Annotated in this window: 9 protein-coding genes; all 9 read left to right on the forward strand. The window is 71.2% G+C overall.

The window, feature by feature from the left end; genetic code table 11:
- Positions 1-431 precede the first annotated feature (431 nt).
- Positions 432-677, forward strand: coding sequence for a hypothetical protein (locus tag BG452_RS38205; RefSeq protein ID WP_188308933.1), 246 nt, complete (start codon positions 432-434; stop codon positions 675-677).
- Between the two features lie 128 nt (positions 678-805).
- Complete coding sequence (locus BG452_RS38210) at positions 806-1,324, forward strand: MauE/DoxX family redox-associated membrane protein (protein ID WP_188308934.1); 519 nt, start codon at positions 806-808, stop codon at positions 1,322-1,324.
- A 62-nt stretch (positions 1,325-1,386) separates the two neighbouring features.
- A complete protein-coding gene (locus BG452_RS38215; protein WP_188308935.1) occupies positions 1,387-2,250 on the forward strand; it encodes a DsbA family protein in 864 nt (287 codons plus the stop codon).
- A gap of 119 nt (positions 2,251-2,369) precedes the next feature.
- Positions 2,370-3,371, forward strand: a complete 1,002-nt coding sequence (gene lgt / locus BG452_RS38220; RefSeq protein ID WP_188308936.1) for a prolipoprotein diacylglyceryl transferase — start codon at positions 2,370-2,372, stop codon at positions 3,369-3,371.
- Positions 3,372-3,511: 140 nt separating this feature from the next.
- On the forward strand, positions 3,512-4,255 hold the full coding sequence (locus tag BG452_RS38225; protein ID WP_188308937.1) for a VIT1/CCC1 transporter family protein: 744 nt from the start codon (positions 3,512-3,514) through the stop codon (positions 4,253-4,255).
- 434 nt (positions 4,256-4,689) lie between these two features.
- Positions 4,690-9,276, forward strand: a complete 4,587-nt coding sequence (gene gltB / locus BG452_RS38230) for a glutamate synthase large subunit (RefSeq protein WP_188308959.1) — start codon at positions 4,690-4,692, stop codon at positions 9,274-9,276.
- Positions 9,269-10,729 carry a glutamate synthase subunit beta gene (locus tag BG452_RS38235; RefSeq protein WP_188308938.1) on the forward strand — a complete coding sequence of 487 codons (1,461 nt, stop codon included), beginning with the start codon at positions 9,269-9,271 and terminating at the stop codon, positions 10,727-10,729. Before gltB ends, BG452_RS38235 begins: the two co-directional genes overlap by 8 nt.
- A 454-nt stretch (positions 10,730-11,183) precedes the next feature.
- Positions 11,184-12,050, forward strand: a complete 867-nt coding sequence (locus BG452_RS38240) for a helix-turn-helix domain-containing protein (protein ID WP_188308939.1) — start codon at positions 11,184-11,186, stop codon at positions 12,048-12,050.
- A 48-nt stretch (positions 12,051-12,098) separates the two neighbouring features.
- Positions 12,099-13,556, forward strand: a complete 1,458-nt coding sequence (locus BG452_RS38245) for an aldehyde dehydrogenase family protein (protein WP_188308940.1) — start codon at positions 12,099-12,101, stop codon at positions 13,554-13,556.

The following is a 13,556-nucleotide window of genomic DNA, read 5'->3' on the forward strand; positions in this document are numbered from 1 at the left end:
TCTCCGCAGCCACCCCCTGCGCCGCCCCCTTCCGCAGCGCGTCCCTCTCGCCTGGTGGGGAGGGGGTGGGTGGGTGGGGGGGTGGGGGAGGTGGGGGGAGGGGTGCGGGGGTGGGTGGGCGGGTGGGTGCGGGTTGGGGGTGCTGGGGGTGGGTGGGTGCGGGTTGGGGGTGCTGGGGGTGGGTGGGTGCGGGGGGTGAGGGGTGTTGTGGGCGCGCGGGCTTTCGCTCTGCGCGCCCGTGGGGGTGGGGAGGGCGAAAGCCTGCGCGCCCGTGGGGGAGGGGAGGAGGGGGTGGCGTCAGCGTGGGGGCGGCCCCGAACGGGTGAACAGCGGCGGCGACACGCATCAGGCGGGGTTGACCGGCGTTGAGTGGAGGGACGAGTGCACGAACGACGTGTACGGGGTGGCCGAGCTAGCGAAGGGGTGAGCCGGTGGCGGGTCTGCATCGAGCCGTGCTGCTGCGGGCGGCGGCTGCCGCGCTGGCCCTGGGGGCGGCGGTCGGCGCGCACACGGAGGTGGGGCAGGCGTTGGCCAAGCGGGGGGCTGAGCGGGCGGAGCGGGAGGCGGTCGCCTGCGCGGAGGCGGCGCGGTGGGATGCGGCGGAGCGGGCTGCCCGGGGGCAGCACGAGGGGCGGCCGGAGGTGTTCGATCCGGGGTGGATGTCGGGGTGCCGGTGACGGAGCGGTGTTCGAGGAATTCGGACGGAACGTCACTCGTCCGGCTTAATTCGTGAATCCGGAGGAACCGGCGTTCATCCCTTACGGTTCGTCAGGAAGTGAATGAGTTTCCCGAGGGGGGTTCCCTGATGGCCGGCCCGGCAGTGCAGCCCGGTGATTCCGCGCCCACGCCGGCGGCGCGGCGGCCGGTGCCGGTCTGGAGCGAGTGGCCGGGCACGGCCGTACGGCTCGGCCTGGCGGTGGTCTGGGGGTGGGCCGGGCTGGCGAAGATCGCCGATCCGGCGGAGGCCGCGCAGGCGGTCCGGGCGTACGAGATCCTGCCCGAGGGCCTGGTCAAGCCGATCGGCTACGGGCTGCCCTTCCTGGAGCTGGCGCTCGCCCTGCTGCTGGTGATCGGCATCGGGGTCCGGCTGGTCGCCGGGGTCTCCGCGCTGCTGCTGCTCGCCTTCATCGCCGGGATCGCCTCGGCCTGGGCGCGCGGCATCTCGATCGACTGCGGCTGCTTCGGCGGGGGCGGGCACGTCGACGCCTCGCAGACCGAGTACCTGCAGGAGATCCTCCGCGACACCGGCTTCCTGCTGCTGGCCGGGTTCCTGCTGTGGCGGCCCCGTACCCGGCTCTCGGCCGACGGCTGGCTGGCGAGCTGACCTGTCCGGCCATTCCCATCCCCGCACCCGACGAAGGCCCCCCGACCGTGGATGTCAAGGCAATGAGCGAGAAGAACCGAGAAGGCAAGCGCACCGCCCGTGAGCGGATGCTGGAGCAGCGGGCGGCCGAGGAGGCCGGCTCGCGGCGCAGGAAGAAGCTGATCGTCGGCGGGGCCGTGCTCGCGGTGATCGCCGCCGCGGTGGTCACCGGCGTGGTGGTGCAGAACCAGCGCTCCAAGCCGGAGACCCCGACCGCCGCCCCGGCCGGGACGATCGGCGACAAGAACCTGGTGGTCCCGGTCGGCGCGAGCAACGCGCCGTCGGTGCTCACGGTGTACGAGGACCCCCGGTGTCCGGCCTGCGGGATCTTCGAGCGGGAGTTCTCGTCGACCATCGATCAGCTCGAAGACGCCGGGAAGATCTACACCAACGCCCATGTCGTCTCCTTCATCGACCGGGCGGTGCCGGGCAAGGGGTCGAAGAACGGTGCCAACGCCCTGGCCTGCGCCCAGGACGCCGGGCACTTCCGGGACTTCCACGACGTGCTGTACCGCAACCAGCCGGACGAGACCAATGACGCCTTCGGCAACAAGGCCGTCCTGTTGAACCTGGCGAAGCAGGTGAACGGGCTGGACACGCCGGAGTTCCAGGCCTGCGTCAATGACAACAAGTTCGGCGGGTGGGTGTCCGCGGTGCAGCAGGACTTCGACAAGTCCAGCTACAAGTCCACCCCGACCGTGCTGCTCAACGGCAAGCCGATCTACCCGAAGAACGGCGACGAGGAGATCACTCCGGCGAACCTGGAGAAGTGGGTCGACGCCGCGAACCAGGGCAAGCAGCTGGGGACGACCGGCCCGCACGGGCAGAGCCCGGCGCCCACCGCGGCCGCTTCGGAGGCCAACAACCCTTCGCCGACGGCCGGCTGAGACGTCCCGTCGCGGCGCCGCCCCCTCCGGTGGGAGGGGGCGGCGCCGTTCGTTGTTCGGTTTCTGTGACCCCGGGGGTGTCCGATGGGGACGTCGGACCCTGTAGCGTCGGAACCGCCATGGATATCGCCTACATTCCCAGCCCGTCGCGGGGCGTCCTCTACCTCGGACCGATCCCGCTGCGCGCCTACGCCTTCTGCATCATCCTCGGGGTCGTCGCGGCCGTCTGGCTCGGCAGCAAGCGCTGGGTCGCCCGGGGCGGTGCCAAGCACACCGTCGGTGACATCGCCGTCTGGGCCGTGCCCTTCGGCCTGGTCGGCGGCCGGCTCTACCACGTGATCACCGACCACCAGCTGTACTTCGGTGAGGGGAAGAACCCCTGGAACGCCCTCAGGATCTGGGAGGGCGGCCTCGGGATCTGGGGCGCGGTCGCGCTGGGCGCGGTCGGGGCCTGGATCGGCTGCCGCCGCCGGGGCGTGCCGCTGCCCGCGTACGCCGACGCCATCGCGCCGGGCATCGCGCTCGCGCAGGCGATGGGCCGCTGGGGCAACTACTTCAACCAGGAGCTGTACGGACGGGCGACGACCCTGCCGTGGGGCCTGGAGATCCACAAGACGCTGCCCGACGGCGAGGTGGTGAGCGGCGTCTTCCACCCGACCTTCCTGTACGAGTCGATCTGGGACATCGCCGTCGCGCTGCTGGTGATCTGGGCCGACCGGCGCTGGAAGCTGGGGCACGGCCGGGCCTTCGCGCTGTACGTGGCCGCGTACACGGTGGGCCGGTTCTGGACCGAGTGGCTGCGGATCGACGAGGCGCACGTCTACTTCGGTCTGCGGCTCAATGACTGGACGTCGATCGTGGTGTTCATCGGCGCCGTCGCGTACTTCGTGATCGTCGGGAAGAAGCGGCCCGGGCGTGAGGACCCGGCGAGCATCGACCCGGCGGCGCACGTCGAGGCGGACGGGGACGCCGAGCGGGCGGAGGGCGAGAAGCCGGCCGAGAGGCCCCGCGAGACGGTGGACGGGGAGAAGCCGTCCCGGATCGTGGACGGGGAGACGGCCAAGGAGCCGGCCGCCGCGGCGGCGGAGCAGACCGGCAAGGACGCCAAGAACCCGATCTGAGCAGGCACGTTCGCTGACTGAGGCTGCCCTTCGCGAGACCTGCGAAGGGCAGCCTCAGCATCGTTCGGACAGCCTTACTTTGCTGGAAATGCCCAGGTCAAGAGGGCTACGGTCGGGGCGACGAACGAAGACTGAGGGGAATGACCGTGACTGCGAGCACCCTGGAAGCCGAGCCCGCCCAGCACCCGCGGATACCCGCGGCCGACCACCACCGGGACGTCAACGGCGGCTGGCTGCGGCCCGCGGTGTTCGGTGCGGTGGACGGCCTGGTGTCCAACTTCGCGCTGATGACCGGGGTGGTCGGCGGCGCGGCGTCCAACGGCACCGTGATCCTGACCGGGCTGGCCGGCCTGGCGGCCGGGGCCTGTTCGATGGCGGCGGGGGAGTACACCTCGGTGGCCTCGCAGCGGGAGCTGGTGCAGGCCGAGATCGAGGCCGAGCGGCTGGAGCTGAGCCGCAACCCGCAGGGCGAGCTGGCCGAGCTGGCGCAGCTGTACGTCTCGCGCGGGGTGGAGCCGGAGCTGGCCCACGAGGTGGCCCGGCAGCTGTCCCGCGATCCGGAGCTGGCCCTGGAGATCCACGCCCGGGAGGAACTGGGGATCGACCCCACGGACCTCCCCTCGCCGCTGGTCGCGGCCGGCTCGTCCTTCCTGTGCTTCGCGCTCGGCGCGCTGCTCCCGCTGCTGCCGTACCTGCTGGGGGCGACCACGCTGCTGCCCGCGCTGCTGCTGGCGGCGGTCGGGCTGTTCGCCTGCGGCGCGGTGGTGGCCCGGGTGACGGAGCGCAGCTGGTGGTTCAGCGGGCTGCGGCAGCTGGTGCTGGGCGGGGCCGCCGCCGGGGTGACGTACCTGCTGGGTTGGGTGATCGGCGGGCACGTCGGATAGAACCCGCTCCGTGCGACAGCGCTGCATGACTATGCCGGGCAATGCGTGACGTTTCACACATGGACGTCGCGGGTTGCCCGGCATCGTCTCATCATCCGGGCCTTGGAGCCGCGGATTCGCATCCGGCGGTGGGGGTCTCGGGATGGATTCCCAGGCGCTCATGATCGGCTTGTGTGGCGATCCGGTTTCGCCCCTGTTTCAGGCCGAGGGTCCTTGGGCACAATCGTCAGGACGTGCACTGTGGCACGCCCTCTCTTCCAGCCCCCTGACCTGCGTGTCCGTCCGCCATGTGGACGGGATATTCCGCTTCTCGGGATCCTGGGCATCATGTAACTTGCACGACACACCGCACCATCGCATCAGGGCCAACGTCGTCCCTACTTGCACCAACTTGCCGAAAGACGACGACGGGAGAGCCGATGCTGTCTGCATCCATGCACTCCGCCAACGAGCCTCAGGCCGGCGCCGCCCGCCAGCCGTACGCGCTCGTGCCGGATGCGCGACCTGCTGCTCAGGGCCTGTACGACCCGCGAAACGAGCACGACGCCTGTGGCGTCGGTTTCGTCGCCACGCTGACCGGCATCGCCGACCACACCATCGTCGAGCAGGCGCTGAACGTCCTGCGCAACCTGGAGCACCGCGGCGCCACCGGCGCCGAGCCGGACTCCGGTGACGGCGCCGGCATCCTCACCCAGGTCCCGGACGCCTTCCTGCGCGGCAAGGTGGACTTCGAACTCCCGGCGGCCGGTGCCTACGCCGTCGGCATCGCCTTCCTGCCGGACGAGGACGCCGCCGCCGACGCAGCCGTCGCGCAGATCGAGGCGATCGCGGCCGAGGAGGACCTGACGGTCCTGGGCTGGCGCGACGTGCCGGTCACCCCCGACCTGCTCGGCTCCACCGCGCGCAGCGTGATGCCGCGGTTCCGGCAGCTCTTCCTGAGCAAGGAGGGCCGGGCCGGGATCGAGCTGGACCGGGTCGCCTTCGTGGTCCGCAAGCGGGCCGAGCGCGAGGCCGGCGCCTACTTCCCGTCGCTGTCCGCCCGCACCATCGTCTACAAGGGCATGCTGACCACCGGGCAGCTGGAGCCCTTCTTCCCCGACCTGTCGGACCGCAGCTACGCGTCCGCCATCGGCCTGGTGCACTCGCGGTTCTCCACCAACACCTTCCCGAGCTGGCCGCTCGCCCACCCGTACCGCTTCGTCGCGCACAACGGTGAGATCAACACCGTCAAGGGCAACCGCAACTGGATGCGCGCCCGGGAGTCCCAGCTCGCGACGGATCTGATCCCCGGCGACTTGAGCAGGATCTTCCCGATCTGCACGCCGGAGCACTCCGACTCGGCCTCCTTCGACGAGGTCCTGGAACTGCTCCACCTCGGCGGCCGCTCGCTGCCGCACTCGGTGCTGATGATGATCCCGGAGGCGTGGGAGAACCACGCCACCATGGAACCGGCCCGCCGCGCCTTCTACCAGTACCACTCCAACCTGATGGAGCCCTGGGACGGCCCGGCCTGCGTCACCTTCACCGACGGCACCCAGGTCGGCGCCGTGCTCGACCGCAACGGCCTGCGCCCGGCCCGCTACTGGATCACCGAGGACGGCCTGGTCGTCCTCTCCTCCGAGGTCGGCGTGCTCGACATCGACCAGGAGAAGGTCACCAAGAAGGGCCGCCTGCAGCCCGGCCGGATGTTCCTGGTGGACACCGTCGAGGGCCGGATCGTCGAGGACGAGGAGATCAAGTCCGCCCTCGCCGCCGAGCACCCCTACCAGGAGTGGGTCGGCGCCGGGCAGATCCAGCTCGCCAAGCTGCCCGAGCGCGAGCACATCGCCCACACCCACGCCTCCGTCACCCGCCGCCAGCAGACCTTCGGCTACACCGAGGAGGAGCTGCGCGTCATCCTGGCGCCGATGGCCAAGACCGGCGGCGAGGCGCTCGGCTCGATGGGCACCGACTCGCCGATCGCCGCGCTGAGCGAGAAGCCGCGCCTGCTCTTCGACTACTTCGTCCAGCTCTTCGCGCAGGTCACCAACCCGCCGCTGGACGCCATCCGCGAGGAGCTCGTCACCTCGCTGCTGTCCAACCTCGGGCCCGAGGGCAACCTGCTGGTCGCCGAGTCCGCCTCCTGCCGCTCCGTCGGGATCACCTTCCCGGTGATCGACAACGACGAGCTGGCCAAGCTGGTCCACGTCAACGCCGACGGCGACCAGCCCGGACTGAAGGCCGTCACGCTGTCCGGCCTGTACAAGGTCGCCTCCGGTGGCGAGGGCCTGGCCGCCCGGCTGGCGGAGATCGCCGCCGAGGCCGACGCGGCGATCGCCGACGGCGCCCGGATCATCGTGCTCTCCGACCGGCACTCCGACGCCGAGCACGCCCCGATCCCCTCGCTGCTGCTCACCTCCGCCATCCACCACCACCTGATCCGCACCAAGCAGCGCACCCAGGTGTCGCTGCTGGTCGAGGCCGGCGACGTGCGCGAGGTGCACCACGTCGCGCTGCTGATCGGCTACGGCGCGGGGGCCGTCAACCCGTACCTGGCGATGGAGACGGTCGAGGACCTGGTCGCCCAGAACGTCTTCATCCAGGGCGTCGAGGCCGAGAAGGCGATCAAGAACCTGATCAAGGCGCTCGGCAAGGGCGTGCTCAAGGTGATGTCCAAGATGGGCATCTCGACCGTCGCCTCCTACCGCGGCGCGCAGGTCTTCGAGGCGATCGGGCTCTCCCAGGACCTGGTCGACGCGTACTTCGCCGGGACCACCACCAAGCTCGGCGGGATCGGGCTGGAGGAGATCGCCCGCGAGACGGCCGCCCGGCACGCCAAGGCCTACCCGGCCTCCGGCATCCCGGCCGCGCACCGCGCGCTGGAGATCGGCGGCGAGTACCAGTGGCGCCGCGAGGGCGAGCCCCACCTGTTCGACCCGGACACCGTCTTCCGGCTGCAGCACGCCACCCGCAACCGCCGCTACGACATCTTCAAGCAGTACACGGACCGGGTGAACGAGCAGTCCGAGCGCCTGATGACGCTGCGCGGCCTGTTCCAGCTGGACGGCCTCGGCCGGGAGCCGATCCCGGTGGCGGAGGTCGAGCCGGTCTCCGAGATCGTCAAGCGCTTCTCCACCGGCGCGATGTCCTACGGCTCCATCTCCCGCGAGGCGCACGAGACCCTCGCCATCGCGATGAACCGCCTCGGCGGCAAGTCCAACACCGGAGAGGGCGGCGAGGACCCGGACCGCCTGTACGACCCCGAGCGCCGCTCGGCGATCAAGCAGGTCGCCTCCGGCCGGTTCGGCGTCACCTCCGAGTACCTGGTCAACGCCGACGACATCCAGATCAAGATGGCCCAGGGCGCCAAGCCCGGCGAGGGCGGCCAGCTGCCCGGCCACAAGGTCTACCCGTGGGTCGCCCGGACCCGGCACTCCACCCCCGGCGTCGGCCTGATCTCGCCGCCGCCGCACCACGACATCTACTCGATCGAGGACCTCGCCCAGCTGATCCACGACCTCAAGAACGCCAACCCGGCCGCCCGCATCCACGTGAAGCTGGTGTCCGAGGTCGGCGTCGGGACGGTCGCGGCGGGCGTGTCCAAGGCGCACGCGGACGTGGTGCTGGTGTCCGGCCACGACGGTGGCACCGGAGCCTCGCCGCTCACCTCGCTGAAGCACGCCGGCGGCCCCTGGGAGCTGGGCCTCGCCGAGACCCAGCAGACCCTGCTGCTGAACGGGCTGCGCGACCGGATCGTCGTCCAGACCGACGGCCAGCTGAAGACCGGGCGCGACGTCGTCATCGCCGCGCTGCTCGGCGCCGAGGAGTTCGGCTTCGCGACGGCCCCGCTGGTGGTCTCCGGCTGCATCATGATGCGGGTCTGCCACCTGGACACCTGCCCGGTCGGCGTCGCCACCCAGAACCCGGTGCTGCGCGAGCGCTTCACCGGCAAGCCCGAATTCGTGGTCAACTTCTTCGAGTTCATCGCCGAGGAGGTCCGGGAGATCCTGGCCTCGCTGGGCTTCCGCTCGATAGAGGAGGCCGTCGGCCACGCCGAGCACATCAACGCCCAGGCCGCGATCGACCACTGGAAGGCCGCCGGGCTCGACCTGGCCCCGCTGTTCCACGTGCCGGCGCTGCCCGAGGGCGCCGCCCGGCACCGCACCACCACCCAGGACCACGCGCTGGACAAGGCCCTCGACAACCAGCTGATCACGCTGGCCGAGGACGCCCTGGAGCGCGGCGAGTCGGTCCGGATCCAGCTGCCGATCCGCAACGTCAACCGCACGGTCGGCACCATGCTCGGCCACCAGGTGACCAAGCGGTACCGCGGTGAGGGCCTGCCGGAGGGGACCATCGACGTCACCTTCACCGGCTCGGCCGGGCAGTCCTTCGGCGCGTTCGTGCCCAAGGGGATCACCCTGCGGCTGGAAGGCGACGCCAACGACTACGTGGGCAAGGGCCTTTCCGGCGGCGTGCTCGTCGTCCGCCCGGCCCGCGACGCCGCGGCCATCGGCAACGACGCCCAGAACCACGTGATCGCCGGCAACACCATCGGCTACGGCGCCACCTCCGGCCGGATCCACCTGCGCGGCAAGGCCGGTGAGCGCTTCGCCGTCCGCAACTCCGGCGCCACCCTCGTCGTCGAGGGCGTCGGCGACCACGGCCTGGAGTACATGACCGGCGGCCGGGTCGTCGTCCTCGGCGAGACCGGACGCAACCTCGCGGCCGGCATGTCCGGTGGCATCGCGTACGTCCTGGACCTGCGCCCCGCGAACGTCAACGACGGCATGGTGGGCATCGAGGCCCCCACCGCCGACGACCGCGACTGGCTGCGCGAGACCGTGCAGCAGCACTACGAGGAGACCGGCTCCACCGTGGCCGCCGAACTCCTGGCCGACTGGGGCAGCGGGGTCTCCCGCTTCTCCAAGATCATGCCGACCGACTACAAGGCAGTGCTCGCCGCCAAGGACGCCGCCGAGCGCGATGGCCTCTCCGAGGCCGAGACCACTCGCAAGATGATGGAGGCGGCTAATGGCTGACCCCAAGGGCTTCCTGACCACGCCCAAGCAGCTGGCGGAGCGCCGCCCCGTCGACGTCCGGATCCGGGACTGGAACGAGGTCTACGTCGAGCGCAGCCTGCTGCCGATCATCACGAAGCAGGCCGGCCGCTGCATGGACTGCGGCATCCCGTTCTGCCACAACGGCTGCCCGCTCGGGAACCTCATCCCCGAGTGGAACGACCTCGCCTACCGGGAGGACTTCACCGGCGCGATCGAGCGGCTGCACGCCACCAACAACTTCCCGGAGTTCACCGGGCGGCTCTGCCCGGCGCCCTGCGAGTCGGCCTGCGTGCTCGGCATCAACCAGGACGCGGTGACCATCAAGAACGTCGAGGTCACCATCATCGACAAGGCCTGGGACCGCGGCGGGGTCACCCCGCAGGTCCCCGAGCGGCTCTCCGGCAAGACCGTCGCCGTCGTCGGCTCCGGCCCGGCCGGCCTGGCCGCCGCCCAGCAGCTCACCCGGGCCGGGCACACCGTGGTGGTGTACGAGCGCGCCGACCGCATCGGCGGGCTGCTGCGCTACGGCATCCCCGAGTTCAAGATGGAGAAGCGCCACATCAACCGCCGCATCGAGCAGATGCGGGCCGAGGGCACCCGGTTCCGCACCGGCGTGCACGTCGGCGAGGACATCACCGGCCAGCAGCTGCGCGAGCGCTTCGACGCCGTCGTGGTCGCCGCCGGCGCCACCACGGCCCGCGACCTGCCGGTGCCCGGGCGCGAGCTCAAGGGCGTCCACCAGGCCATGGAGTACCTGCCGCTGGCCAACAAGGTGCAGGAGGGCGACCTCGTCGACTCCCCGATCAGCGCCAAGGGCAAGCACGTGGTCGTCATCGGCGGCGGCGACACCGGCGCGGACTGTGTCGGCACCGCCCACCGCCAGGGCGCCCTCTCCGTCACCCAGCTGGAGATCATGCCGCGCCCCGGCGAGGAGCGGCCCGGACACCAGCCCTGGCCCACCATGCCGATGACCTACAAGGTCACCTCCGCGCACGAGGAGGGCGGCGAGCGGATCTACTCCGTGAACACCACCCACTTCACCGGCGACGAGGACGGCAACGTCCAGGAACTGCACCTGGTCGAGGTCGAGTTCAAGGACGGCCGGTTCGAGCCCGTCCCGGGCAGCGAGCGGGCCCTCCCGGCCCAGCTGGTCACCCTGGCCATGGGCTTCACCGGGACGGACGTGAAGAACGGGCTGGTCGAGCAGCTGGGAGCGGACCTCGACGCGCGCGGTAACATTGCCCGCGACGGCCGGTTCGCCACCAATGTCGATGGCGTGTACGTCTGCGGAGACGCCGGCCGAGGCCAGTCGCTGATCGTCTGGGCCATCGCGGAAGGCCGTTCGGCCGCCGCCGCGGTGGACAAGTACCTGGGCGGCAAGACCCCGCTTCCCGCCCCGATCCGGCCCACGGACCGCCCCCTGGTGGTCTGACGGGTCCCGACGGTCCGACCGGCCCACCCCGAACCCCCGGCGCCGCATCGCCGGGAGCTCAACCCGCTGCCCCCGCCAGCGTCGCCGGGCCAACGCGGTCTCCTGGCGCCTGCCCTCTTCCCCGACCAGTTGGAGGGCGGGCGCCGTCGCGTTCCCAGGCGGGTTCTGCGAGTTCCTGCGGGATGTCTCGACGGGTGCCCTGACGGTGTTCCCAGGCGGTTCTCACCCGCCGCCCCACCCGCCCCTCCCGCACCGCCCGGCAGGGCTCTCACCTGGCTCTTACCGGCGCTCCCACCTGCGCTCCCGTCCGTGCGCCGAGCGTCGGCTCACAGCGTTCTCCCAGGCTTCGCCCCCCGACCGGAACGCACCCCGGGACGGGCTGTTGTTCGTCGGTGCCAGGTGGCAGACTGCCGCCGACGGCCGGGGGGCTGCACGAGTGCGGAGGGTGACTTCGATGGGCACGACTCAGGCAGGCGGAGGTGCCACCGTACGGCGCCTGCTGCTCGGCAGCCAGCTGCGCAAGCTCCGCGAGACCAGAGGCGTCAGTCGCGAGGAGGCCGGGTACTCGATCCGCGCCTCCGAGTCCAAGATCAGCCGGATGGAACTCGGCCGGGTCGGCTTCAAGGAACGCGACGTCGCCGACCTGCTCACCCTGTACGGCGTCGACGCCGAACAGGAACGGGCCAACATCCTCGGGCTCGTCCGGGAGGCCAACGCCACCTCCTGGTGGCACGACTACGGCGACGTGCTGCCCGCCTGGTTCCAGAACTACCTCGGACTGGAAGAGGCCGCCGCCGAGATCCGCAGCTACGAGGTCCAGTTCGTCCAGGGCCTGCTGCAGACCGCCGACTACGCCCGCGCCGTGATCACCGCCGGCGGCCACGTCGTCGAGGACAGCGAGATCGAACGCCGGGTCGAGGTACGGCGCAAGCGCCAGGACCTGCTCACCGCCGACCACCCGCCCCAGCTGCTCGCCGTCATCGACGAAGCCGCGCTGCGCCGCCCCTGGGGCGGGCCCGAGCTGATGCGCGGCCAGCTCGACCGGCTCCTCGAACTCTCCGAACTGCCCAACGTACGGCTGCAGGTGCGGCCGCTCGGCGGCGCCGCGCTCAGCGCCGAGAGCGGCGCGTTCAGCGTGCTGGGCTTCAGCGAGGCCGAACTCGCCGACGTCGTCTACCTGGAGCTGTTCACCACCGCGCTCTACGTGGACAAGCCCGCCGAGGTCGCCTCGTACCGGCAGGCGATGGACGGGCTGATCGCCGAGAGTCTCGGGCTCGAACAGACCCGCGATCTTCTGCACTCCGTACGCCAAGAGCTGTAACACGTCAGTACGATGAGGTCCCATCAGGTCGGGCACGAGAGGGATCAGATGTCGTACTTCTCCGAGTTGGCGCTGCAGTACATCGACGGCGAGTGGTGCAGCGGCAGCGGCTCCTGGGACATCGTCGACGTCGACCCGTACTCCGGCGACAAGCTGGCCACCATCACCGTGGCCACCGTCGCCGAGGTCGACCGGGCCTACCGCGCCGCCGAGCGCGCCCAGCGCTCCTGGGCCGCCACCAACCCGTACCAGCGCCGGCTGGTCTTCGAGCGGATGCTGCGGCTGGTCGAGGAGCGCGAGGGCGAGATCGTCCGGGCCATCATGGCCGAGCTCGGCGGCACCGCGCTCAAGGCCGGCTTCGAACTCTCGCTGGTCAAGGACATGCTGCGGGAGTGCCTGCACCTGTCGGTGGCCACCGAGGGGCGGCTGCTGCCCTCGACCGCGCCCGGCAAGGAGAACCGCCTCCACCGGCTGCCGGTCGGCGTGGTCGGCGTGATCAGCCCGTTCAACTTCCCGCTGTTCCTGGCCCTGAAGGCGATCGCCCCGGCGCTCGCCCTCGGCAACGGCGTCGTGCTCAAGCCGCACCAGGAGACCCCGATCGTCGGCGGCAGCCTGATCGCCCGGCTCTTCGAGGACGCGGGCCTGCCGCCCGGCCTGCTGAACGTCGTCATCACCGACATCGCGGAGATCGGCGACAGCTTCCTGGAGCACCCGGTCCCCAAGGTGATCTCCTTCACCGGCTCCGACCAGATCGGCCGGCACGTCGCCACCGTCGCCGCCGCGCACTTCAAGCGGTCCGTGCTGGAACTCGGCGGCAACAGCGCGCTGATCGTGCTGGACGACGCCGACCTCGACTACGCCGTGGACGCGGCCGTGTTCAGCCGCTTCGTCCACCAGGGCCAGGTCTGCATGGCCGCCAACCGGGTGCTGGTCGACCGCAGCGTGCTCGCCGAGTTCACCGAGAAGTTCGTCGCCAAGGTCGCCTCGCTGACCGTCGGCGACCCCAGGGACCCGGCCACCCACATCGGCCCGCTGATCAACTCCGTCCAGGCCGACGCCATCAACGCCCAGGTCGACCAGGCGATCGCCGGCGGCGCCACCGTGCTGCTGCGCGGCGTCACGTCCGGCAGCCTGATGGCGCCCACCGTCCTCACCGGCCTGGCCGAGGACGCGCCCATCCTGCAGCGTGAACTCTTCGGCCCGGTCGCCCTGTTGGTGCCCTTCGACGGTGAGGAGGAGGCCGTCCGGCTGGCCAACCACACGCCCTTCGGGCTCAGCGGCGCCGTGCACACCGCGGACATCGAGCGCGGGGTGCGGGTCGCCCAGCGGATCGAGACCGGCATGATCCACGTCAACGGCGGGACCATCGCGGACGAGCCCGGGGTGCCGTTCGGCGGGGAGAAGAACTCCGGGGTCGGGCGGCTCAACGGGGAGTCCACGGTGGACGCCTTCACCACGCTGAAGTGGATCTCGGTGCAGCACGGGCGGGCGCCGTTCCCGTTCTAG

This window comes from Streptomyces sp. CBMA123, from assembly GCF_014596465.1.
GTDB lineage: Bacteria > Actinomycetota > Actinomycetes > Streptomycetales > Streptomycetaceae > Kitasatospora.

Excerpts from the sequence above, each read along its gene's own strand:
- BG452_RS38210 (WP_188308934.1), top strand. The coding sequence starts at position 806 with ATGGCCGGCCCGGCAGTGCAGCCCGGTGATTCCGCGCCCACGCCGGCG.
- gltB (WP_188308959.1), top strand. The coding sequence starts at position 4,690 with ATGCACTCCGCCAACGAGCCTCAGGCCGGCGCCGCCCGCCAGCCGTAC.
- BG452_RS38240 (WP_188308939.1), top strand. The coding sequence starts at position 11,184 with ATGGGCACGACTCAGGCAGGCGGAGGTGCCACCGTACGGCGCCTGCTG.
- BG452_RS38235 (WP_188308938.1), top strand. The coding sequence starts at position 9,269 with ATGGCTGACCCCAAGGGCTTCCTGACCACGCCCAAGCAGCTGGCGGAG.
- BG452_RS38225 (WP_188308937.1), top strand. The coding sequence starts at position 3,512 with ATGACCGTGACTGCGAGCACCCTGGAAGCCGAGCCCGCCCAGCACCCG.
- BG452_RS38245 (WP_188308940.1), top strand. The coding sequence starts at position 12,099 with ATGTCGTACTTCTCCGAGTTGGCGCTGCAGTACATCGACGGCGAGTGG.
- lgt (WP_188308936.1), top strand. The coding sequence starts at position 2,370 with ATGGATATCGCCTACATTCCCAGCCCGTCGCGGGGCGTCCTCTACCTC.
- BG452_RS38215 (WP_188308935.1), top strand. The coding sequence starts at position 1,387 with ATGAGCGAGAAGAACCGAGAAGGCAAGCGCACCGCCCGTGAGCGGATG.